General features: G+C 46.3%; 25 protein-coding genes. 24 read left to right on the top strand and 1 reads right to left on the bottom strand.

What is annotated here, in order from left to right; translation table 11 throughout:
* Positions 1-68 precede the first annotated feature (68 nt).
* The 8 genes from yabG (at position 69) to MKY52_RS08920 (ending at position 7,128) form a co-directional block, all read left to right on the top strand.
* Positions 69-971: a sporulation peptidase YabG gene (gene yabG, locus MKY52_RS08955; protein WP_042183835.1), complete on the top strand. Its 903-nt coding sequence runs from the start codon at positions 69-71 to the stop codon at positions 969-971.
* A 411-nt stretch (positions 972-1,382) separates the two neighbouring features.
* Positions 1,383-1,658 carry a biofilm formation stimulator Veg gene (gene veg / locus MKY52_RS08950; RefSeq protein WP_019914493.1) on the top strand — a complete coding sequence of 92 codons (276 nt, stop codon included), beginning with the start codon at positions 1,383-1,385 and terminating at the stop codon, positions 1,656-1,658.
* A gap of 182 nt (positions 1,659-1,840) precedes the next feature.
* Positions 1,841-2,017, top strand: coding sequence for a small, acid-soluble spore protein, alpha/beta type (locus MKY52_RS08945; protein WP_042183837.1), 177 nt, complete (start codon positions 1,841-1,843; stop codon positions 2,015-2,017).
* 140 nt (positions 2,018-2,157) lie between these two features.
* A complete protein-coding gene (gene ispE, locus MKY52_RS08940) occupies positions 2,158-3,012 on the top strand; it encodes a 4-(cytidine 5'-diphospho)-2-C-methyl-D-erythritol kinase (protein WP_042183839.1) in 855 nt (284 codons plus the stop codon).
* A gap of 76 nt (positions 3,013-3,088) precedes the next feature.
* Positions 3,089-3,916: a pur operon repressor gene (gene purR, locus MKY52_RS08935; RefSeq protein WP_042183840.1), complete on the top strand. Its 828-nt coding sequence runs from the start codon at positions 3,089-3,091 to the stop codon at positions 3,914-3,916.
* A 210-nt stretch (positions 3,917-4,126) separates the two neighbouring features.
* Positions 4,127-4,414, top strand: a complete 288-nt coding sequence (gene spoVG, locus MKY52_RS08930; RefSeq protein ID WP_020425826.1) for a septation regulator SpoVG — start codon at positions 4,127-4,129, stop codon at positions 4,412-4,414.
* A gap of 272 nt (positions 4,415-4,686) precedes the next feature.
* Positions 4,687-6,087 (top strand): bifunctional UDP-N-acetylglucosamine diphosphorylase/glucosamine-1-phosphate N-acetyltransferase GlmU, encoded by a 1,401-nt coding sequence (glmU, locus tag MKY52_RS08925; protein WP_042183845.1) that lies wholly within the window; start codon positions 4,687-4,689, stop codon positions 6,085-6,087.
* Between the two features lie 87 nt (positions 6,088-6,174).
* Positions 6,175-7,128, top strand: a complete 954-nt coding sequence (locus MKY52_RS08920; protein ID WP_036678796.1) for a ribose-phosphate diphosphokinase — start codon at positions 6,175-6,177, stop codon at positions 7,126-7,128.
* Between the two features lie 139 nt (positions 7,129-7,267).
* Here MKY52_RS08920 and MKY52_RS08915 read toward each other — a convergent pair whose 3' ends face one another.
* On the bottom strand, positions 7,268-7,468 hold the full coding sequence (locus MKY52_RS08915) for a hypothetical protein (protein WP_042123126.1): 201 nt from the start codon (positions 7,466-7,468) through the stop codon (positions 7,268-7,270).
* Positions 7,469-7,593: 125 nt separating this feature from the next.
* On the opposite strand from MKY52_RS08915, the gene pth reads away from it, so the two are divergent.
* The 16 genes from pth to MKY52_RS08835 all read left to right on the top strand — a co-directional run bounded on the left by pth (position 7,594) and on the right by MKY52_RS08835 (position 25,220).
* The gene (pth, locus tag MKY52_RS08910; RefSeq protein WP_042183849.1) at positions 7,594-8,154 is read left to right on the top strand and encodes an aminoacyl-tRNA hydrolase; all 561 of its coding nucleotides are present in this window, start codon (positions 7,594-7,596) and stop codon (positions 8,152-8,154) included.
* A gap of 84 nt (positions 8,155-8,238) precedes the next feature.
* Entirely contained in the window at positions 8,239-8,469 is a 231-nt protein-coding gene (locus MKY52_RS08905; RefSeq protein ID WP_042123127.1) for an anti-sigma-F factor Fin family protein, read from the top strand.
* A gap of 131 nt (positions 8,470-8,600) precedes the next feature.
* Positions 8,601-12,125 carry a transcription-repair coupling factor gene (mfd, locus tag MKY52_RS08900; protein WP_341050969.1) on the top strand — a complete coding sequence of 1,175 codons (3,525 nt, stop codon included), beginning with the start codon at positions 8,601-8,603 and terminating at the stop codon, positions 12,123-12,125.
* Positions 12,112-13,155 (top strand): peptidylprolyl isomerase, encoded by a 1,044-nt coding sequence (locus tag MKY52_RS08895; RefSeq protein ID WP_341050966.1) that lies wholly within the window; start codon positions 12,112-12,114, stop codon positions 13,153-13,155. Before mfd ends, MKY52_RS08895 begins: the two co-directional genes overlap by 14 nt.
* Positions 13,156-13,410: 255 nt before the next feature.
* Positions 13,411-13,953, top strand: a complete 543-nt coding sequence (spoVT, locus tag MKY52_RS08890) for a stage V sporulation protein T (protein ID WP_042123132.1) — start codon at positions 13,411-13,413, stop codon at positions 13,951-13,953.
* A gap of 149 nt (positions 13,954-14,102) precedes the next feature.
* The gene (locus tag MKY52_RS08885) at positions 14,103-15,785 is read left to right on the top strand and encodes a putative polysaccharide biosynthesis protein (RefSeq protein ID WP_341050964.1); all 1,683 of its coding nucleotides are present in this window, start codon (positions 14,103-14,105) and stop codon (positions 15,783-15,785) included.
* Positions 15,786-15,851: 66 nt separating this feature from the next.
* On the top strand, positions 15,852-17,351 hold the full coding sequence (gene mazG, locus MKY52_RS08880) for a nucleoside triphosphate pyrophosphohydrolase (RefSeq protein ID WP_042183855.1): 1,500 nt from the start codon (positions 15,852-15,854) through the stop codon (positions 17,349-17,351).
* Positions 17,352-17,638: 287 nt separating this feature from the next.
* A complete protein-coding gene (locus MKY52_RS08875; RefSeq protein WP_036678778.1) occupies positions 17,639-17,911 on the top strand; it encodes an HU family DNA-binding protein in 273 nt (90 codons plus the stop codon).
* Positions 17,911-18,189 carry an RNA-binding S4 domain-containing protein gene (locus MKY52_RS08870; protein WP_042183857.1) on the top strand — a complete coding sequence of 93 codons (279 nt, stop codon included), beginning with the start codon at positions 17,911-17,913 and terminating at the stop codon, positions 18,187-18,189. Before MKY52_RS08875 ends, MKY52_RS08870 begins: the two co-directional genes overlap by 1 nt.
* Before the next feature lie 137 nt (positions 18,190-18,326).
* Positions 18,327-18,611 (top strand): sporulation protein YabP, encoded by a 285-nt coding sequence (yabP, locus tag MKY52_RS08865; protein WP_042123140.1) that lies wholly within the window; start codon positions 18,327-18,329, stop codon positions 18,609-18,611.
* The gene (yabQ, locus tag MKY52_RS08860) at positions 18,608-19,171 is read left to right on the top strand and encodes a spore cortex biosynthesis protein YabQ (RefSeq protein WP_341050961.1); all 564 of its coding nucleotides are present in this window, start codon (positions 18,608-18,610) and stop codon (positions 19,169-19,171) included. Before yabP ends, yabQ begins: the two co-directional genes overlap by 4 nt.
* A 23-nt stretch (positions 19,172-19,194) precedes the next feature.
* Positions 19,195-19,530 carry an FtsB family cell division protein gene (locus MKY52_RS08855; protein ID WP_042183861.1) on the top strand — a complete coding sequence of 112 codons (336 nt, stop codon included), beginning with the start codon at positions 19,195-19,197 and terminating at the stop codon, positions 19,528-19,530.
* A 124-nt stretch (positions 19,531-19,654) separates the two neighbouring features.
* Positions 19,655-20,155, top strand: a complete 501-nt coding sequence (locus MKY52_RS08850) for a S1 domain-containing RNA-binding protein (protein WP_036678766.1) — start codon at positions 19,655-19,657, stop codon at positions 20,153-20,155.
* Positions 20,156-20,498: 343 nt separating this feature from the next.
* Positions 20,499-23,006: a stage II sporulation protein E gene (gene spoIIE / locus MKY52_RS08845; RefSeq protein ID WP_149643863.1), complete on the top strand. Its 2,508-nt coding sequence runs from the start codon at positions 20,499-20,501 to the stop codon at positions 23,004-23,006.
* Between the two features lie 539 nt (positions 23,007-23,545).
* Entirely contained in the window at positions 23,546-24,292 is a 747-nt protein-coding gene (locus tag MKY52_RS08840; protein WP_042183866.1) for a VWA domain-containing protein, read from the top strand.
* Positions 24,282-25,220 (top strand): serine/threonine protein kinase, encoded by a 939-nt coding sequence (locus MKY52_RS08835; protein ID WP_042193073.1) that lies wholly within the window; start codon positions 24,282-24,284, stop codon positions 25,218-25,220. Before MKY52_RS08840 ends, MKY52_RS08835 begins: the two co-directional genes overlap by 11 nt.
* Positions 25,221-25,246: the final 26 nt, after the last annotated feature.

Here is a 25,246-nt window from a genome sequence, read left to right as displayed (position 1 = left end):
AAAAACATAGCTAGTTATGAACCAACTGAGGCCTTTGCCCATACGATGGGGTAGAGGTGGTGGTTGTAATGAATTTAGGAGACTTGGTCGTTCGTAAATCTTATGGCGGAGATTTGACTTTTCGTGTAGATCATATTGTGCAGGACAGAGCCGTCATTAAAGGCACAGATTTCCGTCTGTTGGCGGATTCTCCTCTGAATGACTTGGTTCAAGTGCCTCCTACCCGAATTACGGAACGAGGACAGCAGGCACAGATTAAAGCGAATGAATCACTGACACAGCTGCGGAAAGACCGACAGGAGCAAAGTCAGCGGAGCGGGAGCGCTCTATCAGAAGGAGCATGGGCTCCATCGCCCAAGGAAGCTGCTTATTTTGAAGTACCGGGGAAAGTACTGCATCTGGATGGCGATCCAGCGTATTTGAATAAGAGCCTTAGCTTATACGAGCAATTGCGGATCCCTGCTGAAGGTCATCATGTTCATGAGTCCGCAATGGCTGACACTTTATACCGGCTGCTGCCCCGCGTGCGTCCAGATATTGTGGTGATTACCGGTCATGACGGGGTGCTGAAGCAACAGCATACTTACGATCTTCACAGTCTGAGCAGCTATAAAAATTCGCAAAACTTCGTAGCTGCTATTAGGGTAGCTAGGGATTATGAGCGAAATTTTGATGCGTTGACGATTGTTGCAGGTGCTTGTCAGTCACATTTTGAGGCACTGCTGGGGGCAGGGGCGAACTTCGCCAGTTCTCCTGGACGGATATTGATCCATGCCTTAGACCCAGTTTATGTAGCGGCAAAATCGTCGTTCACGCCCATTAGGGATACGGTGAATCTGAGTGAGGTTTTGAACAACACCATTAGTGGTAATCAGGGAATAGGCGGTATTGAGACCCGTGGCAGCTTCCGTATTGGGATGCCGCGTCTGCAGAATCTGTCAGCACTAAAAGTGACACCTTCCGCAATTTAATCGACAGGTACTGGTCTATTTTCAAAGCTAATAGGTAATTTGGAGTGGCCGAATAGAGTAACGCGAAGAAAGGGTGAGCGATGAGCTTAACCCTTTTTTTATATAAGAAAGTATAAGTTTCACGCTATACATTATCCTTATATTTCCCGCATAAACGCTAACCGTCCTTATAGGGACGCCAAAGGCAATTATGCTTGTGTGAAATGGTAGTTATCTTTAAAGATCGACAATGTTATTTTTCTTGCTTTGTGGTAAACCTATTACAGATAACAAGGCTATTAGTTCGCCTCTGATTCTCCGCAAAAAAATTCCGTTGACAACCAAATATTCATCATCTATAATTATTTATTTGCTTTGACAAACACCTGGGGAAGTTGTATAATGGACAAGAAAAGAGGTGGTCGTCAGGCAATGGCTAATAACGCGCTGTTGGAAATCAAACGCAGTCTCGAAGCTCACGTCGGTCATAAGATCACGTTGCGTGCAAACGGAGGTCGTCGTAAAACCGTAGAACGCACCGGTGTCCTGGAAGAAACGTACCCTTCTGTATTTATTGTCAAACTGGATCAGGAGCAGCAAACATTCAAGCGAGTCTCCTATAGCTATGCCGATATCCTTACTGAATCTGTGGAAATCACAGTATGTGAAGACGATGGGCAGATGCGGATTATGTATATTAAAGCTTAATGTTTCACGGGCAGCTTCCTTTGGAGGCTGTTTTTTATTTTATCAGAAACGGTTCTCCTTCATAAAGGACGACTGTTTCTTTTTTTTGGCGGTTAATATTCGGTGAATGATCCTTGTTCTAAGCAAGCATACTAATTGAGCAATCGGTTTATCATTTTCTTTCATAAGGGAGGAATTCCGTAATGAGCCGCAGAAAACGAGGCATGATGTCGGAAGAACTAAAGACAGAGTTAGCCAAGGAGCTTGGTTTTTACGAAACTGTGGAACGTGAAGGCTGGGGAGGAATACGGGCGAAGGATGCAGGTAATATGGTAAAAAGAGCGATTCAGCTCGCTGAAGAGGCTGCCCGGAAATCTTAATCTTTAGCGTGTGAACAATTATTTAACGAAAAAGGGTGCGTCGAACTGGCGACACCCTTTTATTATTGGACTTCATTAGAAGTTTTTCATATAATATGTTAAGTTGTTTTTACGGGAAAAGCTGAAGGTGGGTGAACGCCTTGAAAATGTATGAAAAGGCACCAGCGAAAATTAATTTGATGCTGGATGTGCTGCACAAGCGTGCTGACGGTTTTCATGAGGTGGAAATGATTATGACCATGGTGGATCTAGCAGACCGCTTAGAGCTGTCTGAGCTGCCAAGGGATACTATTATAATATCAAGTCAAGCGGGTTATATTCCTCTAGATGAGAAGAACCTGGCCTTTCAGGCGGCTAGGCTTATTAAAGAGCGTTATAACGTGAAGAGTGGTGTACATATCCATCTGGATAAAAGAATACCGGTGGCAGCTGGCCTGGCTGGCGGCAGCAGTGATGCAGCGGCTACCCTACGTGGTCTGAACCGACTGTGGCGCCTAGGTATACCTGCGCAGGAGCTGCAGGAGCTTGGCGCTGAGCTTGGCTCAGATGTGCCTTTCTGCGTTACAGGTGGCACTGCCTTGGCAACAGGTCGTGGCGAGAAGCTGACGCCGATTAAGAACCCTCCGCAATGCTGGGTAGTATTGGCTAAGCCACCTATCAATGTATCGACTGCGGAAGTATACGGACGTGTGCGGAGCAATAATATAGCTGTTCATCCTTCGGCTCGAAAGATGCAGGACGCGATCGAAGCTGGAGATTTTGGGGGCGTGTGTAATCATCTGGGCAATGTGCTTGAGGATGTTACCCTAAAGCTGCATCCAGAGGTCCAGCAGCTCAAAGAGGCGATGGTTAAGCTCGGAGCAGACGGAGTGTTAATGTCCGGCAGCGGTCCTACAGTGTTCGGTTTAGTGTCCAAGCAGTCTAAAGTAGCAAGAATTTATAATGGACTGCGAGGGTTCTGCAAGGAAGTCTATGCAGTGAGATCACTCAATTAGTATGCTTCTCTTGTGTAAACCCGTACAAAAGTGATATATTTTTCATAAAATATTCGGTTTTGGCGAGGAGCATTCCGTGAAGAAATTAAAAAGAAGCCAACGTTTGGTAGACATGACTCAGTTTTTACTTGAGCGGCCACATGACCTACTGCCGCTGTCTATATTTGCCGATCGGTATGGAGCGGCTAAGTCCTCCATCAGTGAAGATTTGGCGATCATAAAAGAAGTATTTGAAGGTGAGGGCATTGGAGAGCTTCAGACCTTAGCCGGTGCAGCAGGTGGAGTACGTTATATTCCTGTGATGCCTAAAGAAATGGCGCTCTCTTTTGTTAAACGTTTATGTGTGCAGCTGGAACAGACAGATCGGATATTGCCTGGTGGTTATTTGTATATGTCGGACCTGCTTGGACTGCCATCTTTGATGGAGCAAGCAGGGAAAATCATCGCAACGGCCTTTTATGGATCGGAAATCGATGTGGTGATGACAGTAGAAACTAAAGGGATTCCGCTAGCCTATGCAACGGCAGCACAGCTCGGCTTGCCAGTAGTGCTGGTACGACGTGATCATCAGGTTACAGAAGGCTCAGCAGTAAGCATTAATTATGTATCTGGATCACATAAGAGCATACACACCATGTCTCTTTCTAGACGAGCACTCAAGGAGAAATCACGGGTACTCATTGTAGATGACTTCATGAAGGCAGGCGGAACCGTTCGAGGGATGGTTGATTTACTCGGTGAGTTCAATGCCGAAGTTGCTGGAGTGGGTGTGTTGGTCGAATCAGGCGCAGTAGAGACGGAAGAGCGTTTGTTGCATGACTATGTTTCTTTAGTGAAACTAAGCGAGGTAGACTCGAAAGAGCGGCGGATTTCCGCGCATCCGGGTAACTACTTTTCCTCTTGATAGATTGGCGTTTCTTTGTTTTCAAAAAGCGTGGAAATTGTCGAAAACGTAAGGGATATTAAGAAAATCACCCGATGCGTGTCGAAAACAACAGATCCTAAAAAATATATTTCTTTTTTAGGTATTTTATGGAATCAAAAAGAAGGAATTCGCTTTGCTGTGTGGAATTATACACCAAGTCTCTGATGGAAAAAGGTGGTGAACACACACATGCAAATTACGGATGTCAGACTCCGCCGCGTTAACTCTGAGGGGAGAATGAAAGCAATCGCATCCATTACAATCGATAACGAGTTTGTTGTTCATGACATTCGCGTCATCGATGGTAATAACGGGATGTTTGTTGCAATGCCCAGCAAGCGTACACCGGATGGCGAATTCCGCGATATCGCTCACCCGATCTCTTCGGGAACACGCGAGAAGATTCAATCAGCGGTTCTGGCCGAGTACGATCGCGCCGCTACTGAAGAAGAAGAAGTTATTGAAGAGGGAGCTTAGGCTGCCTCGGAAGACGGCTACCTTTTGGGTGGCGTAGGATCCGCCGTTTTTGATAAGATCATACCGAATATACTTCATGACTTAAGCAGCTTGATCTTGCAAGAAAAGCTAGCGCTAGTGAAGGATTTGACGACATCTTCGAAAGGCAGCGATAAATGCTTTTCTAACATGGGGTTTATAGAAAAGAGAACCATGACTTCATGGTTCTCTTTTCTTTTTGCCCGGAATGAGATATATTCAGTAGTGAGTTCAAGAGTAGGAGGTTGGCATTCTTGAAAAGAATGGCTGTAGTTCTTGCCGCAGGTCAAGGCAAGCGAATGAAATCTAAATTATATAAGGTGCTGCACCCCGTTTGCGGTAAGCCAATGGTAGGGCACGTGCTTGATACAGTAGAAGCGACCGGATGCCAGCGCACCGTTGTTGTTGTTGGGCATGGCGCAGAGAAGGTTAAGGCCTATGTAGGGCAAAGTGCGGAATACGTGCTGCAGGAAACTCAGCTCGGTACTGGTCACGCTGTCAAACAAGCTAAGGATTTGCTCGGTGGTGAAGAAGGAACGACGATTGTTGCTTATGGTGACACTCCGCTTATTACATCGGAGACGCTGATAGGATTGATGGCTCTGCATGAGGAGCGTCAGGCGGCAGCGACTGTATTAACCGCAGTAATGGATGATCCATCTGGATTAGGACGGATTATACGTAGTGAAGATGGCGGCTTAATGAAGATCGTAGAACAGAAAGATTGTAATGCCGAACAGGCAGCTATTCATGAAATCAACACAGGAATTTATTGCTTTGATAACATCAAGTTATTTTCGGCTTTAGAGAAGGTTACTAACAGCAATAATCAACAGGAATATTATTTGACAGATGTTATCAGTATTCTGCGTGAGCAAGGTGATCTTGTTCTAGCATTCCAGACTGAGGATGCTAACGAGTCTATTGGTGTTAATGACCGTTTAGCTTTATCTGATGCGGAAGGTATTATGCGTCAACGTATCAACCGCAAACATATGCTGGGTGGCGTAACCATAATCGATCCTGCCTCCACATATATCGGAGCAGATGTAGTCATTGGGTCAGATACAACGATCTATCCAGGAACCATCTTGAAGGGTAAAACTGTAATCGGTGAGAACTGTGTGATCGGACCGGCAAGTGAAATCGAAGATTGTCAGATCATGGACGACGCGACGATTAAGCAGTCCGTATTGAATCAAGCACAAGTTGGCGCACGGACTACCGTTGGGCCTTTTGCCTATTTGCGTCCAGGTTCTATACTTGGAGAAGAAGTGAAGGTTGGAGATTTCGTCGAGATCAAGAATGCTACGATTGGTGACGGTTCTAAGGTGTCGCATCTTAGCTATATTGGCGACGCATCTGTGGGTAAGAATGTAAACGTCGGTTGCGGTGCGATTACTGTTAACTACGACGGGTATAATAAATTTACGACAACAATTGAAGACGATGCCTTTATCGGCAGTAACGTTAACCTTATTGCACCGGTTTCTGTGGGCAAGGGGGCTTTTGTTGTAGCTGGTTCGACAATTACGCGTTCCGTTTCAGAGAACGATCTGGCTGTTGCCAGAGTGCGGCAGGAGAATAAACCGGGATATGCAGAGAAGATCCGTTCCCGTGCAAAAGCGAAGAAAGACCACTCGAGTCCATCGTAAAGCGTTGCTAAGAAGCGCCGGACGGACTTGTATTTCCGCGCCGGCGCCTTTGGAAAGCTAAATTCCGTCACGGAGGGTTTAAATTTTATGACTTATTGTGATTCCAAATTAAAGATTTTCACCTGTAACTCCAACCCAAAGCTTGCTAGTCAAATCGCTGATTACATCGGAATTCCGATGGGTGAATCGCATACTACAAGTTTTAGCGATGGAGAAATTCAGGTCAAGCTGTCAGAGAGCGTTCGGGGTTGTCATGTGTATATTGTACAATCCACCTGCGGCCCGGTTAATGACAACCTAATGGAGCTTTTAGTTATGGTGGATGCACTCAAACGCGCCTCCGCAAAAAGCATCAATGTGGTTATCCCTTACTATGGTTACGCTCGTCAAGATCGGAAAGCTCGTTCCCGTGACCCTATTACGGCCAAGCTGGTAGCAAATTTGATTGAAAAAGCCGGCGCCCACCGTGTAATTACGATGGACCTCCATGCTATGCAGATTCAGGGATTCTTTGATATTCCAGTAGATCACTTGCTGGGAGTTCCCATCCTGGCTCAGTATTTCCGTTCCAAACAAATCGAGAACCCAGTTGTCGTATCGCCAGATCACGGCGGTGTAGTACGTGCAAGAAAGCTTGCTGATTTCCTGAACGCTCCGCTTGCAATTATAGACAAGCGTCGTCCAGAGCCGAATGTCAGCGAGGTCATGAACATTATCGGTAATATTGAAGGTAAAACAGCCATTCTGATCGATGATATTATCGATACTGCTGGAACCATTGTACTTGGTGCTAATGCTTTGATGGAAGGCGGCGTGAAGGAAGTATACGCTTGCTGTACACACCCAGTATTGTCTGGTCCTGCACATGAACGTCTGGAGAATTCTCCAATTAAAGAGATTATCGTGACAGATACGATTCCAATTCGCAGCGCGAACCCAACTTCTAAACTCAAAGTGTTGTCCGTGGCTCCACTTATGGGTGAGGCAATTATCCGCGTTCATGAAGAGCTGTCGATTAGTAAATTGTTTGAGATTGAATAAATATAATCAATGAATTGCGAGAAATATAAGGATAATGTATAGCGTGAAACTTATACATTCTTATATTTTACAAAAGGGTTACACCTCCGTTCTCGGAGATGTAACCCTTATCGGCGTGATGCAGGTAGAAGCGCTGGCTTCAATACCCGGCGCGGGAGACGAAGGTGAATATGCTGCGGTTATAGAGTGTCCCTTGCAGCTCCACGAATCCTTCGTCCACTGCTGTCAATACACCAATGTCAATGTGCACGTCGCCTCTGTATATTTCCACAGGCACAGCATATTGGATATGGTACTGAAAATCGCGCTGATGTGTTAAGATTCTACTTTGATGTAGCATAGGTTATCACCTGTCTTCGGAGTATAATTTCGCTCTGGTTGCACAGAGATATGTAGATAAGATCTATTGTACCAAAAACGGACTTCTCTTGCCGGAGAGCCCGAATGGAAAGGAAAGGTTCGATAATGAAATGGATTGTCGGATTGGGAAATCCGGGAACACAATATGCGAAAACAAGGCATAATGTTGGTTTTATGGCATTGGATGAGCTTGCGGCTCAGAACGGGATTTCCTTCAACCAAAGCAAATGTAAATCCGTGATCGGTGAAGGGGTTATCGGGGGAGTCAAAACCGTATTGATTAAACCGATGACCTTTATGAATTTGTCCGGTGAGGCCGTTCGCGCTTATATGGATTATTATAAAGTTAAACTAGAAGATATGATCGTCGTCTACGATGATCTGGATACCGAAATCGGAAAAATTCGCTTGCGTTATCAAGGTAGTGCTGGTGGGCATAACGGAATTAAATCGATCATTCAGCATGTAGGTACACAAAGCTTTAATCGGGTACGCATGGGTATTTCTCGCCCTGAACCGGGTTTTGCAATAGTGGATTATGTTCTCTCTTCTTTTCCTAAAAAGGAAGGCGATCCTCTGAAGCAGATGATCCTTAATACTTGTGATGCACTGGAGTTCAGCTTACAGAATTCATTCGAACAGACGATGGCTAAATTCAATGGTTGATCTGTAAACTCTGTTGGTTATGAGGCTAAAGATGATGCTCCCCGGACATACTGAAGGTATATAGTACCTTCAGGAGGCATATAGATGGCAATAAACTATGTATGTAGGCACTGCAAGACATCTCTAGGCAGCATTAATAGAAGTGATGTAACAGAAATGCAGTTGGGCCTTCATTCCTTGACCCCTGCGGAGCGCAGAGATATAATAGCGTATAATTCAGAAGGTGAGATCACGGTAAAGGTGACTTGCGACTATTGCAAGGAGGCTTTAGAGCATAATCCGGAGCTTAGCCTGCTGACGAGTCCGCTTCAGTAGGTGATAGCGCCTGTCTCTATCGTCATCCGCAAGCCTTGGCGTTACAGCTGAGGCTTCTTTTCGATTCCAATCATAATAGGTGACGGTGGCTTTGGCTTCCGTTAGCCTGTTTAGTAAGAGAGGTGCGCCTGTTGTTACAAGGTATTATAGAAGCTTTTTCCAAGGATCCCGATTTCCAGTCTATCACCCAGGGTGTAGCTGCAGGTATGAAAGAGCAGCTCATATCGGGGCTTACAGGTTCAGCTAGACAGATCATGCTTGCAGCACTGCATGAAGAGACAGCTCGTCCCTTGCTTGTGGTGACTCATAATATGTTTTCGGCTCAGAAAATGGCCGATGATTTACAGGAAGCGCTTTCCCCGGAACGAGTACTGCTCTATCCTGCTAATGAACTTGTGGCTGCGGAAGCGGCTGTCTCAAGTCCAGAGACATTAGCCCAGCGTATTGATGTACTGACCAAATGTGCCCAGGGCTTCCGTGGTATTGTTGTAGTTCCCTACTCGGGAGTGCGCAGATTGCTCCCTGCACCAGAGGTTATGGCAGAGGCACAGGTTACGGTTTCTCAGGATGGAACGCTTGCTCTGGATGAATTCTTGATGTCCATGATCGAAATGGGTTATGAAAGAGTAGAGCGGGTTGAGAATCGCGGTGAACTGAGCGTAAGAGGTGGAATTATTGATTTTTATCCAATGACTTCTCCTTTGGCATATCGTGTTGAGTTATTTGATGATGAGGTTGATTCGATCAGAACTTTTGATCCAGTCGATCAGCGTTCTATTGATAAAGTACGAAGTGTGAAGATTACACCGGCTAAAGAGATTATAGGGAGCAGGTTTCGCCAGGAATCTGCTTCTGCTGAAGCATCTGTTATGCTGGAACGGCAGCTAGAGAAAATGGCGGATCGGCAGGCTAAGTTGCGTCTAAAAGAAGAAATTGGACGCGAGCTAGAAATGCTGCGCGAAGGAACCTATTTTCCTGAAATCTATAAATATATCAGTCTTTTATACCCTGAACGCTCTCATTTATTTGATTACATGGCCCAGGATACGATCCTTATTCTCGATGAGCCGACAAGACTGCTTGAAACGGCGAAACAGCTCGAAAGAGATGAATCGGAATGGAACCTCCATCTGATGCAAAACGGCAAAACATTGCCGGATCTGGATCTCTCTGTCGAGACAGATGTTGTGATGTACAAACGTCCGTTCCAAAGCCTGTTTATGTCGATCTTTTTGCGCCAGGTCCCACACATTCAACCACAGAACATTCTTGGGTTTATTAGTCGTGGGATGCAGGATTTCCATGGTCAGATGAATGTGCTTAAATCGGAAATGGAGCGTTGGCAGAAGTCTGGTGTAAAGGTAATGATGCTTGCGAGCAGTGAAGAACGGATTGAACGTGTGCGCAGAGTCCTTTATGACTACGGCATTGATGAGCCAACGATCGTACAAGGAAACCTGGGTTCAGGCTTTGAGCTGCCTTCTATTCATTTAGCCGTTATCACTGAAGGAGAGATGTTCTCTCAGAAGCAGCGGAAGGCACGGAAGATCTCCAAAGGGATAGATAATGCTGAACGGATCAAGAGTTATACTGAGCTGAAAATTGGTGATTATGTTGTTCACCAGAACCATGGTATCGGTAAGTATATGGGGATCGGCACGCTGGAGGTCAGCGGTATTCATCGCGACTATATGCATATTTTATATGCGGGTGGCGATAAGCTCTCGGTTCCGATTGAGCAAATTGACTTGATTCAGAAATATGTCGGTTCAGAAGATAAAGAGCCGAAAGTATATAAATTAGGCGGTAATGAATGGACGCGGGTGACCAATAAGGTCCGCTCTTCCGTTCAGGATATTGCTGATGATCTAATCAAACTGTACGCTGAACGCCAAAGTGCAGCAGGGTATGGTTTTGAGAAGGACACACAGGAACAGCGTGAATTTGAAGAAATGTTCCCTTACGAGGAGACTCGGGATCAGCTTCGAGCGATTGAAGAGATTAAGAAGGATATGGAACAGAATCGTCCAATGGATCGGCTCCTTTGTGGAGACGTTGGATATGGTAAGACGGAAGTAGCTATACGAGCAGCCTTTAAATCAGCGATTGAAGGTAAACAGGTGGCTGTGCTGGTACCGACAACGATTCTAGCTCAGCAGCATTATGAGACCTTCCGGGAACGCTTCGCAAATTATCCGCTAAATATTCAAGTCCTAAGTCGTTTCCGCAGCCGTAAGGAGCAGAATGAGACGATTAAAGGTGTTCGGGCAGGAACGGTTGACGTGGTTATTGGTACCCACCGTTTATTGTCTCAGGACCTTGTATTTAAGGACTTAGGTTTATTGATCGTGGATGAGGAACAGCGATTTGGCGTGACTCATAAAGAGAAGCTGAAGAAGTTAAAAACGAATGTAGATGTTCTTACCCTGACAGCAACTCCAATTCCTCGTACATTGCATATGTCGATGCTGGGAGTGCGTGATTTGTCTGTCATTGAGACGCCGCCGGAGAACCGTTTCCCCGTGCAGACTTATGTTGTTGAGCATAGTCAGACGCTTACGCGGGAAGCTGTAGAGCGTGAATTGGCTCGTGGCGGTCAAGTCTACTATCTCTATAATCGTGTGCAGGGCATTCAAGAAATGGCCGCTCAAATTTCTATGCTTGTTCCTGAGGCTCGGGTAGGCATCGGACATGGCCAAATGTCGGAAGCGGAGCTGGAGAAGACGATCCTTGATTTTCTTGATGGAGAGTACGATGTGCTGGTCAGCACAAGTATTATTGAGACGGGTGTAGATATTCCTAACGTAAATACACTTATTGTGCATGATGCGGATAAGATGGGTTTGTCTCAGCTCTATCAATTACGTGGACGTGTAGGCCGGTCCAACCGGATTGCGTACGCCTATTTTACCTACCAGCGGGACAAGGTTCTGACTGAAGTGGCAGAGAAGCGGCTGCAATCTATTAAGGAATTTACGGAACTGGGTTCTGGTTTCAAAATAGCGATGCGGGATTTATCTATTCGTGGTGCCGGTAACTTACTTGGTGCAGAACAGCATGGTTTTATTGCATCCGTAGGATTTGATCTATACTCACAAATGCTGGCGGAGGAGATCCGCAAGCGTAAGGTTACTGTGCTTGGAGAGGAAGATACCTCGCTTAAAGAGGGCAATACCGTCATTGATTTGTCGATTGACGCATATCTGCCATCCGAGTATATTTACGACAGTATTCAGAAAATTGAAATCTACAAAAAAGTTGCGGCAGTAACATCCTTCGATGATGCTTCTGAGCTTGAGGATGAGCTCTTGGATCGGTTCGGAGAATTGCCTGAAGCAGTTGTTAATCTAGTAACTGTAGCTCGTCTGAAAGTGTATGGAAAAATGTATGGCATTGATTCCATGATCAGACGTGGTGATGATGTTACCCTGAATTTCTATGAGGGAAGTCTTGGTGCTCTGGATACGGCGAAACTCGCCAAAGTTGGAAATAGCTTCGAAAGACGTGTACAATTCGATAGAGATGCTAAAGCCAGTATCCGAGTAAAGTCGAAAGACTTAAGTGATAAACAGCTGCTTGACTTGCTTGAACAGTTTCTTAAGGAAGCTAAACAGTCTTTTAAATCGAAGGGAGAACTACACAATGTCGTTAAATAAAAAAAAATCATGGAAAGTACTGCTCGTTTCATTGGTAGCAGCGGTTTCCTTTTCTATGCTAGCAGCATGCGGTAGTAGTGCTGATGATAGCAAGGCAGTTGCGACTTATAAAGGTGGAACAATCACAGAGAAGGAATTTGCTATGGATCAAAAAATCATGAAATTCCTCTCCCCACAGCAAGCGCAATATTTAGAGATTGAGGCGTTTAAGGAGTCTATTTTGAAGCAGGAAGTGGGCTTTGAATATTTGGCTTCCAAAGCAACGGATGAAGCGAAGAAGCAGGCGAAGAAAGAGGCTGATAGCCAAATCGCTGACTTGAAGAAAACTCTGGGCGACACTTATAAGAAAACACTTAAAGACGCTGACGTTACAGAGGGCGATATCCATAGTTATATGGAGCGTGTGCTGACGGTTTATCAGGATATGCTGCTTAAAGTGACAGATGATCAGGTTGTCAAAGAATTTGAAGCTACAAAAGGTGACTTTACGGTAGCGACTTTGCGCCATGTACTAATCGGTCTGACCGATGCTAACAACAAAGAGCGCACTAGTGAAGAAGCACTGAAAATCGCGAAGGAAGTTAAGGCAAAGCTGGACGGCGGAGCTGATTTTGCAGCAATCGCTAAGGAATACACTGACGATACAGCCTCTAAGGAAACAGGCGGAGAATATAAAGATAAAGCTGTAGGAACGTATGTAGATGAGTTTAAGAAGGCTGCTCAAACCTTGCCTTTGAATACCATTAGTGATCCTGTAGAGACTTCTTATGGTTACCACATCATCAAGGTGGAGTCCCGTACCGACAAAACCTTTGATCAGTTAACGGATGAACAAAAAGAAGGCATTAAGAGCTCCATTGTGTCCAAGAACCTAGAAGCGTTCATGGAGAAAGATCTGGAAGGCATTATTGAGAGCATCAATCTGCCGAAGAGCTCTGCTGCCGCAGATGAATCCGGAACAAAAAATAGCGGAACAGAAGCCACTACAGCGCCAAGCGCATCCCCAAGTGCTACAAAAGCTGCTGAATAAACATCGGTAAAAATGGACAAGCTTACCTTAGAAAAGCCATCCTCACTTAATGTGAAGATGGCTTTTTATTTCGAAGAAACATCTTCAGAACGGCCTTTATCTTGATGCAGATATTAATACATGTCAGCTTATGTATAAGGATCTGGGAAGAGATGAATACTATGGTCAGATATTACGATAAATCACTGGGATTATCCTTTCCCATAATGGACAGTAGTAAGACCATACTTCTTAAGAAAGCGGGGCACATGTGAAATGAAAGCTACTGGAATTGTTCGGCGTATTGATGATCTCGGACGAGTGGTTATTCCCAAAGAAATTAGACGTACTCTACGGATTAGAGAAGGCGACCCACTGGAAATTTTCGTCGATCGGGACGGTGAAGTCATACTCAAGAAATATTCCCCGATTGGCGAGCTTGGTGACTTTGCAAAAGAGTACGCGGAGTCCTTGTTCGAAGGTACTGGGCATATTACGATGATTGCTGATCGTGATACCTTTATTGCACTGGCTGGAGGCTCCAAGAAAGACTATTTGGAAAAACAAGTAGGAATTCTTTTGGAGAAGGTCATGGATAGTCGTAAGACTGTACTGGAAACCAACGAAGGCAGTTATGAAATCGCTAAAGATCATCCGGATTTGGTGTCCTCATATGTAGCCTCACCGATCATTTCCGGTGGAGATCCTATTGGTTGTGTAGTGATGGTAAGTAAGGATGATTCAGCGAAAATGTCGTCAATGGAAGTGAAAATGGCCGAAACCGCCGCCGCATTCCTTGGCAAGCAAATGGAGCAATAGACCGTAATGTAGACCCCGCTTTCCTTTTGGTAAGATATACAAAGGGCAAACGGGGTTTTGTCGTTCTTACAAAACCGTTTCTACTTGTGGGTATACATACGTTATAATATAGAAATTCATCCCATTAAAGTTGTAGAAGCAGGTACTTTATGAAATCTAACTCACAAACATCACGATTGCTGCAAGGGGCATTTATTCTAAGTGCGGCAGCGATTATTTCAAAGCTTATAGGTACACTCCAAAAAATCCCGCTGCAAAATCTAGGCGGAGATGCGGTATTTGGTATATACAACACGGTTTATCCTTTATACACGATGTTGTTGACGGTAGCGATGCTGGGTCTGCCAGCGGCCATATCCAAATTTGTCGCTGAAGCCTCTGCAGGAAGGCAGGATGACGAGGGTCGGCGGATTCTGCGGTTATCTGCGGTTATAACAGCCATAAGCGGTTTGGTTATCGGAGCAATCACCTATGCAGGTGCACCGATTATAGCTGGGTGGGTCGGCAACTCGCATGTGATGCCCGCTTTGCGGGCAAGTGCGTGGGGGCTTGCGGTTGTTCCAATCATGTCAGCTCTTCGGGGTTTCTTTCAGGGTCTTCATAATATGGTTCCGACGGCTGTGTCACAAATTGTAGAGCAGTCCGTACGTGTTACGGTAATGATTGTACTGCTCTTATACCTGACCTCACTGGGTGCAGGCGCTGAGAGCATTGCTGCTGGCGCATTGCTCGGATCAGCCGGGGGAGGGGCAGCGGGGCTTGTGATCATGCTGCTATTTTTGCGACGTCATCGGCGGGTGTTAAGACAAGGGGCCCCTTTAGATGCTGCCGCTTCTGTCGAAAGTCAGGGTTTAAAACTGCCCAATGCAGATAATGAGGGGCGTTCGAATCAACGGATTATGGGCGTTAAAGCAGGGGCATTGCTGGCTTATGGAATTCCCGTGATGCTTGGCGCGCTCGCAATGCCTCTTATCGGTCTTGTAGATGTATTCACTGTACCTCGCTTGCTATCCTCTCTAGGAAGCGAAGTGGAGGCAATGACACAGTTTGGTATATACAATCGTGGTTTGCCACTAGTGCAGATTGTAACGATGATTGCCACTTCTTTGTCTGTCGTGTTCATACCAGCCTTAGCAGAGGCGAAGTACAAGGGAGACATGAAGCTGATCGAGAACCGTTGCAGCTTGTCGCTGCGTTGGTTCTGGCTGCTAGGGCTAGCAGCGTCAGCGGGCCTTGCAGTGCTTGCTGAGCCGATTAATATGGCTCTTTATGGCGACACCGCCGGCAGCAGCACTATGACTTGGCTGGCCTTAACCGCTGTTGGCGGTACGGTCAGCATCATCTCGGCTGCACTCCTGCAGGGCCTCGGCTACGTGCGCGCCCCGGCCCTGCACCTTTTGGCCGCCGCGCTGCTCAAGGCGGCCCTGAACCTGCTGCTGGTTCCGCAGCAGGGCATTACCGGCGCAGCCATCGCTGGCGTGGCCGCGCATTCGTTCGCAGCAGCGCTCAACGTGCTGCTGCTTTACCGCCAGGGCCATCTGCGGCTTCGCCTCGCAGATGCCCTGGCACGGCCCGCGCTGCTCACAGCGGGCCTGGCTCTTGCCGCCGCAGCCACCAGCTGGGGCGTGGACGCTGCGGCTACGGCCGCTGGCATCTGCGGCGGGCGCACTGCCAGCTTGGCGCAGAGCCTGCTCGGGGTGCTCGCAGGCTGCGCTGTCTTTGCCGTAGGGGCTATAGTCCTTCGGCTCCTTAGCGAGAGCGAGCTTCGCCAGCTTCCAGGCTTCGGCCCGTCCCTGGCGGACAAGCTGAAGAAGCTGCGCTTATTCCCTTAATCAACGTTTACATCACAATTTAAAAATGCGGTCTGCTGAGACAGCCGCTTAAGAGGAGGAACAGACATGAGTGCAACATTAACGGTCGTCGGTCTGGGTTCAGGCAACCCTGATCGATTGACGCTAGGAATTATAAAGAAGCTGAAGGCAGCATCCGTTGTCTATGTCCGCACAAAAGAGCATCCAGTCATGGCTGCCCTCTCCGAGCTTGAAATAACTTCACAGTCCTTTGATGGATTGTATGAATCTTTATCCTCGTTTCCAGAGGTGTATGCAGCGATTACTTCAAAACTGATTGAAGAGGCTCAAGCAGCAGCAGACGGTACAGATATTGTTTACGCGGTTCCGGGTCATCCTATGGTTGCGGAATCAGCGGTTTCGCAGCTGCGCGAGCGGTGTCCTGAGGAAGGCATTGAACTGCAAATATTGGGTGGGGAGAGCTTTCTCGACGAGGCGTTTGTTCGACTGGGGTTTGACCCCATTGAAGGGTTTCAGTTACTAGATGCTTCAGGCATTCGCAGTGCTCAGCTTCAGCCTGAACTACATACTCTGATTGGTCAGGTGTACGATAGCTTTACAGCCTCGGAGACAAAATTATGTTTGATGGAGCTGTATCCGCCTGAATATGAAGTTGTTGTGGGGCATGCACTTGGTGTCGAGAACGAAGAAAGTATTGTAAGAGTCCCACTGTACGAACTGGATCGACTCGACGGTTATGGCAACCTGTCGTTAGTTTATGTACCTGCGAATCGTGACGAGAATCTAAGAAATCGTACCTTTGCCCGTCTGCATGAGATTGTCGATATTCTTCGAAGCCCGGAAGGTTGTCCATGGGATCGGGAGCAGACACATGAATCCCTGCGCAAAAATTTAATCGAAGAAACCTATGAAGTCCTTGAAACGATTGATGAGGATGACCCCGATCATATGAAAGAGGAGCTGGGCGACCTTTTGCTGCAAATTATGCTTCACTCTCAAATGGAGGAGGAGCTTGGTACGTTCAACGTGTATGACGTCATTGAAGGGCTGAATGATAAGCTTATCTTCCGTCACCCTCACGTATTTGGGGATACCAATGCGAATGATGCCGAAGAAGCGCTGAAGAACTGGGAAGGCATGAAAGCAGAAGAGAAGCGGCGTAAAGGTGTGAAGCCAGAGGAATTATCCGTTCTTAGTGGTGTTCCGCGTGACCTGCCTGCTCTTATGAAGGCATACAAGCTTCAGAAAAAAGCATCCAAGGTGGGCTTTGACTGGGACAACGCTACGGATTGCATAGCCAAGATTCGTGAGGAGATCGATGAGCTGCAGGAGGCGATTGACACAGATGCGGCGACAGATGATCAAATTCTGGAACTTGGGGATTTGTTGTTTGCAGTTACGAATGTCGCTCGTTTTATCGGTGCAGATCCGGAAGAGGCATTAACCCGGACTAACCGCAAATTTGTGCGCCGGTTTCAATATATTGAGCAAAGCTTGCAGCGCAAGGGAACGAGCGTAAAGGATAGTAGTTTGGAAGAGATGGAAGAACTGTGGCAAGAGGCTAAGGCTGAGGAGCGAAAAGTCTAGTAATTCACAGCCCCTTTACGGTATATGGACTCAAAAATGGGGCAATGCTGTGGATGTAGCTTTTATTTTCTGATTTAGAATGTGGCCAGTAGTTTAATAGTGCTATAGAATAGATTCTGCGACGATTTCTGAGAAATAACTGCTTCTTTTTTAAAAAAACGACGAATCGTGGCAGGATTTTAAGGTGACATCAAGAATAACATAAAGACGAAATGCGATTCGCCCCATATTATGGTGGTGATTCTCGTTTCATTTATTTTTTCGTATCCTAGGAGGAACTTTAAATTATGAACAAGACAGATTTGGTAAACAACATTTCCGAGAAAAACGGATTGGCAAAAAAAGATGTAGAAGCAGTATTGAACGGATTCTTGGGTGAGATTACAGAAGCTTTGGCAAAAGGTGATAAAGTCCAACTGATCGGTTTCGGAACTTTTGAAACTCGCAAACGTGCAGGACGCACTGGTCGCAACCCGCAAACGGGCACAACGATTGAAATTCCAGAATCGACTGTACCGGCTTTCAAAGCTGGTAACAAGCTTAAAGAAGCCGTTAACTAATGCGTCTTGACAAATTCCTGAAAGTGTCCCGTTTAATTAAGCGCCGAACAGTGGCCAAGGATGTGTCCGAACAAGGCCGGGTACTGATTAACGGGCGGGAATCTAAACCTAGTAGTGCAGTTAAGATCGGTGACGAGATTACTGTACAATTTGGACAAAAGCTTGTAACGGTCAAAGTAGAAAAGCTGGTCGAAACGACTCGCAAGGACGAGGCCGCTGGTATGTATACTCTAGTTCGGGAAGAGCCTGTTGCCAAAAGCAGCGGACTGGACTGGTAAGAGTAATAGAAGAAGGCATAACTTTACATTTTGTAGAGTTGTGCCTTCTTTTTGTTTCTATTATTTTTAGTGGGACGGGATGTTCTATAACTTCTGCCTCTGCCATAGATTAGAGGTAAGAAGGAGGGGTACATGCTATGATCGAGCCAGGAAAGGTAAACAAACAGCATGATCTGCACATGCGCAGTCGGAAGCAGCTGGAGTTGACGGGCGTGCAAAATGTGGAGAGCTTCGACAGCGAGGAATTTTTGCTTCGTACAGAACTCGGCCATCTCACCATTCGCGGGAATCATTTACATATCAAAAATTTAAGTCTGGAGAACGGAATGTTGTCCCTAGAGGGCAATGTACATTCCCTGATTTATCTCGATCCCGGATCGCAGGGCAAAAATAAAGGTCTGCTCGGTAAGCTATTTAAATGAATCCTGCAGTCCAGTGGGTGACGCTGTTCTACATGATCATGGCCGGGCTGGCAATGGGACTGGCCTATGACAGCTACCGGGTGCTGTCGCTGAAGTTCAATTTTCCCAAATGGCTGAATGCCATGCTAGATCTACTGTATTGGCTTTGGGCCGCCTTGCTCGTTTTTCGTATGCTGTATGCCGGAAATCAAGGACAATTGCGGTTTTATGTCTTTCTAGGTTTGTTTCTAGGAGTATGGATCTATTTTTTAATCTTCAGTGTTACGGTGCGGCGTTTTGTGTTAAGGTTAATTCAATCGGTTCAGTATATGTGCAGGTTGCTGTGGAGACTTGTGGAGATCCTGATAGGTACACCTCTTCGCTGGCTTTGGCGATTTATTTTAGGGCTGCTAAAGCTACTAGGTCGTATTCTGCGGTTCATCTTTAAGCTTCTGCTGCGTCTGACCAAACCAATTTGGGTATTACCTGTTAGGTGGATCTCTCCACAGTTATCGCGGCTGACACATAGCCCCTGGATTGTGAAGATCACTGAATGGATTACCAAATGGCGGAAACGCTGACCTTGAATTAGGGGGTACGTTGCATGAACAGATTTACTGCGGAAGAGAAAAGTAATCATAGCAAAAATTCGGCCGCAGGCGCGAAGAGAAGAAGATTTATGTGGATTGTCTTTGTGGCAGTATTTTTTGGTTGGGCGGGTTATACTTACTTCGCTCAAAGTGCGGTCATTGCGGACAAGGGTGAGGAACTTGCAAAGAAACAGGAGACTAGTGAGGATGTCATGGCATCTTTAACTCAATTAAAATATGAATTATCCAGACTTAATGATGACGAGTATATTGGCCAATTAGCACGTAAATGGTACAATATCTATCCTCAAGGGGAAACTCCTATTCGAACAGAGCAATCAGAGCAATAATAGCGGCGAAAAGAGGCTTTTACTCTGTTGCCTTGCTTTGCTCTTTACTGTATAATCAAATCACCGCAGACAGGATGACCTTAATATTCGTCTGTATATTTTTAAGGGAGGATCATTTTATTCTATGGCAATTGAAGTGGGCACCAAGTTAGAAGGCAAAGTGACAGGCATCACGCATTTCGGAGCATTTGTGGATCTGTCAGGAGGTGTCACAGGTCTCGTTCACATCTCGGAAATCGCCGATAATTATGTCAAGGATGTTAACGATCATCTGAAGATTAGTGATGTAGTAACAGTCAAGGTGATCAACGTCGATAAGGACGGCAAGATCGGACTTTCCATTAAGCAGGCTGTTGACAAGCCAGCATCGGAAGTACGTCCGCCTAGAGCTCCAAGACCAGAACGTCCTAGCGGCGGAGACCGTTTCGGCGGTGGCGGCGGCAGTGGTGGAGGCGGCGGTGGATTCAATCGTGAACGGGGTGGGCGTCCATTTAAGCCTGCAGCCGGTAAACCTTCATTCGAGGATAAAATGTCGCGATTCCTGAAAGACAGCGAAGAACGGATATCTTCGATTAAGAAGAACACAGAAGGAAAGCGTGGAGGCCGTGGAGCTAAACGCGTATAATCCAATACCTGTACATCATAAATAACCGCAGGGGCATTTCGCCCTTGCGGTTTTTTTGTCATGTCATATAAAATTGCCGACAGCATCCATGTCATTCTCACATAACTCTAGGGCAATCGCTGACGAATAACCGCCGCGTCAGCGCGTGAAATTACGTTGTAAACAATCTTGAAACCAATCAACCTACCGTCCCGCAAGGGATAGAACCGCTTTTTTACAGATCATGAATGAAGGCTTTTTTGTCGGAAATTTCTTGTGTGTGTCCCTCCATTTCTGACAAACTTTCTCAATTCCCCGGTTATATAATGAGAACCATAAATTCTTAAACGGGTGGTGTAGGGGAATGAGTAAAAGCAACGTGGTAAATTTGCCAGAGTGGACAAGAGTGGGAAGTGAAGATAAGAAGCAGAGACAAGCATTGCGCACGCGTATTACAGCTTGGGGTCAGAAGCAGCGGTATGTTCAGCTAATAGCAGCGAAGAAATGGATGCTATTGCTCAGTTTCATGGGGTTTCTGCTGGGTAGAGCCATGATTCTGGACGAACTATCCCCTTTTGCTGTCGCATACTTTGCCGTCATTGTGTTTATGCGTCGCGACTCTATTCTACCTGTAGCTGCAGCCATTATAGCTGGAAGTCTCTTTACTCCATTCCCTGGAGCTTTGGTTACTACTGCTGAGCTGATTATTTTCTTTTTAGTTTATAAAGGCTTGGAAAGTTATGAACGAATAGATTTATCCTATGCACCACTTATGGTGTTCGTGTCTTCGTTTATGGTTGGCTTGTTCCAGATTGTTATTGGACCTTCTCTTTCTTGGTATCCGCTTATGATGACAACACTAGATGCTTTACTAGGTTTTGTGCTTACACTGGTGTTCATTCAAGCGCTGCCTTTACTAACCTATAAGCAAAAGAGTAGAGCGCTCAGGAACGAGGAGATTCTGTGCCTTATTATATTACTTGCCTCAGTAATGACGGGTCTTGTGGGCTGGACCCTTAATGGTTTGTCTTTGGAGCATATATTGTCACGATATTTGATTCTACTCTTCGCCATGGCAGGTGGGGCTCCTCTTGGGGCTGCTGTTGGGGTGGTGACCGGATTGATTCTCAGTTTGGCGGATATTAGTGCTATCTATCAGATGAGCCTGCTTGCTTTTTCTGGAATGCTAGCGGGAATGATGCAGGGTGGTCGAAAAGGTGCAGTATCTATCGGGATGTTGCTAGGATCCACGATCCTTTCCGTCTATTTTACGGGTCCGGGTGATATGATGGCCTCAACATGGGAAACCTGCGTAGCGGTAGTGCTATTTCTTATAACGCCTAAGGCGATGATATCTGCCATTGCTAAATATGTTCCTGGCACGTCAGATCATAGCCGATCTCAACACGAATATGCGCGAAGGGTCAGGGATTTAACGGCAGAACGGGTGACGCAATTCTCACAGGTATTCCAGCAGCTGTCGAGCAGCTTTGGTCAGATTCCACGTGCCGGAGAAGTAGGGAAATCAGACCGTGAGATGGAGGATTTCATGAGTACGGTGACAGAGGGTGCTTGTGCAGGATGCATTCGGCGTTCCCACTGCTGGGATGCAAAATTCTATCAGACGTATAGATATATGACAGATATGATGACTACTGTTGAGGAATGCCCTGATATTACGGCAGCTCAGCTGCCTCCGGAATGGAGCCGGATTTGCGGTAAAACGGGTGAGGTGCTTGAAGTCATGAAAGGACAATATGATCTTTACCAACATGATATGCGATGGAAAAGACAAATATACGATAGTCGTCAATTTGTTGCCGAGCAGTTATCGGGCGTGTCACAGGTTATGGAGGACCTGGCGCGTGAAATAAAACGCGAGGGACAGGCTATGTATCGTCAGGAAGCTCAAATCCGTGAGACATTGGAGAAATTAGGGCTGTCTATTCATAGTATCGAAATCCTAAGTTTAGATCCTGGGCGTGTTGAAATAGAGGTGGTGCATGCCTATACTCGTGGTTTTGATGAATGCCGTAAAATGATCGCTCCGCTCCTTTCCGACATACTAGATGAGAATATTGCTGTCATGAGCGAGACGGCAGTCCATCCTCGGGAAGGATTGTCGATGGTTACCTTCGGTTCAGCCAAAGCCTTTGAGATAAACACAGGAGTGGCCGTTGTTTCTAAAGGAGGAGATATGTTATCTGGCGATAGCTTCAGTACCGTAGAGCTTGGAAACGGCACCTTTGCAGTATCCATTAGCGATGGAATGGGAAATGGTGAGCGGGCGAGAATGGAGAGTAGTGCCGCCCTCGGTATGTTAGAAAAGCTACTGCAATCCGGTATGGATGAGAAGCTGGCTGTAAAGTCGGTAAACTCTATTCTCTTATTACGTTCTCCTGACGAGTTCTACGCTACCGTTGACATGGCTTTGATAGATCAGTATTCCGCACAGACAACTTTTATGAAGATTGCTTCCGCACCGAGCTTTATCCGGAGGGGGAGTGAGGTCATTCCAATAACCTCTAGCAATCTGCCTATAGGAATCATTAAAGATATCGATGTGGATCTGATTAGTATGCAGCTTCGGGCCGGTGATATTTTGATTATGATGACGGATGGTATTTATGATGCGCCAGGATATGCCGTTAATAAGGAGATATGGATGAAACGGTTGATCCAAGAGCTTGAGGGGGATGATCCTCAAGATTTGGCGGATAGCCTGTTAGATAAGGTAATTCGTTATCAGGGCAATGAGATCCATGATGACATGACAATTGTCGTAAGTCGTGTAGATCATTTCCACCCAGAGTGGTCCAGTCTGCATATGCCTGGTGTCGGCCGAATGGAGCGTCCGCGTACGGTGAGTTAGGAATTTTCTCGGTTTAGGCTTAGGTTTTACGTTTGGTACGCGCGAAGCGCCGTATTGCTTGTGTGTTTAAGCACGCACGAAGTGTCGTGTTGCCTATATATTTGCAGTGCGCGCAATGCGCCGTGCTGCTATACGAGGTTTAAGTACGCGCGAAGCGTCGTGCGTGCTTGGAAGTCGGGGCGAGTCTATGATGTGTAACTCGCCGGCCTCTACTATTTACGTTTCAAAGGTTCGCTGACTTTGGAACGTAATTTTTTGATCTAAACTGTTTACTAGTGAAGGTACGGAACGGAGAGAAAGTTTGGAGCTGTAGAAGCGGAGCGTTCGCCTTTATTATTTGATTTCAACCGTAAAGGACGGTTTTAATAGAGAAATCAAATAATAACAGCGATCGAAAGCCCAAACATTTCTCGCAGTTCCCCTATTCACTATCCCCGTAGTTCAGATCATAAATTTCCCCAACAAAAGCGACCGTTTGAAATCTCTCATTTCTGGATATGCTAGAAACAGAGGTTCAAACAAAGGGGGAGTTGAGGGTCATGAAGCAAATTATGCTCATTACTGACGGTTGTTCGAATGTAGGAGAAAGTCCGGTGTTGGCAGCGGCGCATGCCCTGCAGGAGGGAATCACCGTAAATGTGGTTGGTGTAGTTGATTATGGTACGATCGGCGAGCTCGGAAGCCGGGAGATTGCCGACATTGCCAAGGCCGGGGGAGGCCTTAGCCGAATAGTCGGAACGCCACAACTGGCGCAGACGATTCAGATGATGACACGCAAGACCGTGGTTCAGACGATCCAGCAGGCGGTTAATAAAGAGGTAAAAAAGATACTAGGCGATGGCTCATTGGATCAGTTACCTCCTGTTCAACGTTCACAGGTTGTTACAGTTGTAGATGAACTGACAGAAACAACACCGCTGCGCATTGCACTTCTTATCGATGCCAGTGCTAGTATGAAACCTAAACTGGGTGCTGTGGAAGATGCTATCCGCGATTTGGCGCTCAGTTTGGAAGCACGGGAAGGTAAGAGTGAGATTGCTGTGTTCCATTATCCTGGAAATAACAGCAGCGAAGATGCCAAGCTTGATCTAGATTGGACCCATGACATGTCAGGTATTCGTACGTTATTCTCTAAATTACACATGAGAGGGGCGACACCGACGGGTCCAGCTATTTTCAAGGTGCTTGAACATTATCGTTATGATACACTGGATGAACATCGTGGACGCCGACTAAGTGATGACCACGACGAAAGAGAAGGGATGATTGGTGGGTATGTCGTCTAATCCGTCCTATCCTACTGGTACCTTAATTAACGGCAAATGGCGGGGTAACCGTTATGTCGTTGAGCGGATGCTGGGAAGGGGCGCGAACGGAACCGTATATCTTGTGCAAAGAGAAGGCAGACGGGAAAGGTACGCGCTAAAAATCGGATACGATACACTTGAACTTCAATCGGAGATCAATGTACTAACCTCGCTGCAATCACGGCGAAAGCGGAATGAACATCGTGCTCGTCGTGAGAATCCATTGTCTTCTTATTTTTTGGAAGCGGATGATTTTGCGAATGGGGATAATGTCCCCTTTTATGTAATGAGGTATGTTGAAGGCAAACCTCTGCATCATTTTTTATCGAAAAACGGTCCCGACTGGTTAGGCCTGGTAGGGCTTGGTCTGCTTGATAAGCTGCGCACGCTGCATGAATGCGGTTTTGTGTTCGGGGATTTGAAGCCGGAAAACGTCATGGTATCAAAGTACGGCGAAGTGGAGCTGATCGACTTTGGGGGCACAAGTCCTATTGGTCGCAGTGTGAAGCAGTTTACCGAATGGCATGACCGTGGCTTTTGGAATGCAGGCAGCCGCACGAGTGATGAGGGTTATGATCTATTCGCTTTTGCTGTACTGTGCCTCCGTCTTTTGAATGAAGAGGGGCTCAAGAAAGCTGCGCTACAGCTGCCGCAGACAAGAAGTGTAGATGAGCTGTTTAAGCTGGCTAGAAATCTACCCGACAAGAAACTATCCTCTTGGATTTGTTTGGCGTTAAAAGGAGGTTTCACCGGTTCCGCAGATGCTACAGAGCTCTGGCGAAGCCATATTTACAATTCGCGTAGAAAGCGTCCTGATAGTATGGACACACCTCGCTGGCTCAAAAATGCTTTTGGGTTATCCTTGTTTGTGCTTGCCTTTACAATTTATTGGGTATTTCGGTTTTGAACTTATACATATAGTTAGAGAAAAGG

This window comes from Paenibacillus sp. FSL P4-0184 (assembly GCF_038004625.1).
Lineage (GTDB): Bacteria > Bacillota > Bacilli > Paenibacillales > Paenibacillaceae > Paenibacillus_AQ.
The sequence above is the reverse complement of the archived record's forward strand: the minus strand, read 5'-3'. Positions and strand labels throughout refer to the sequence as shown.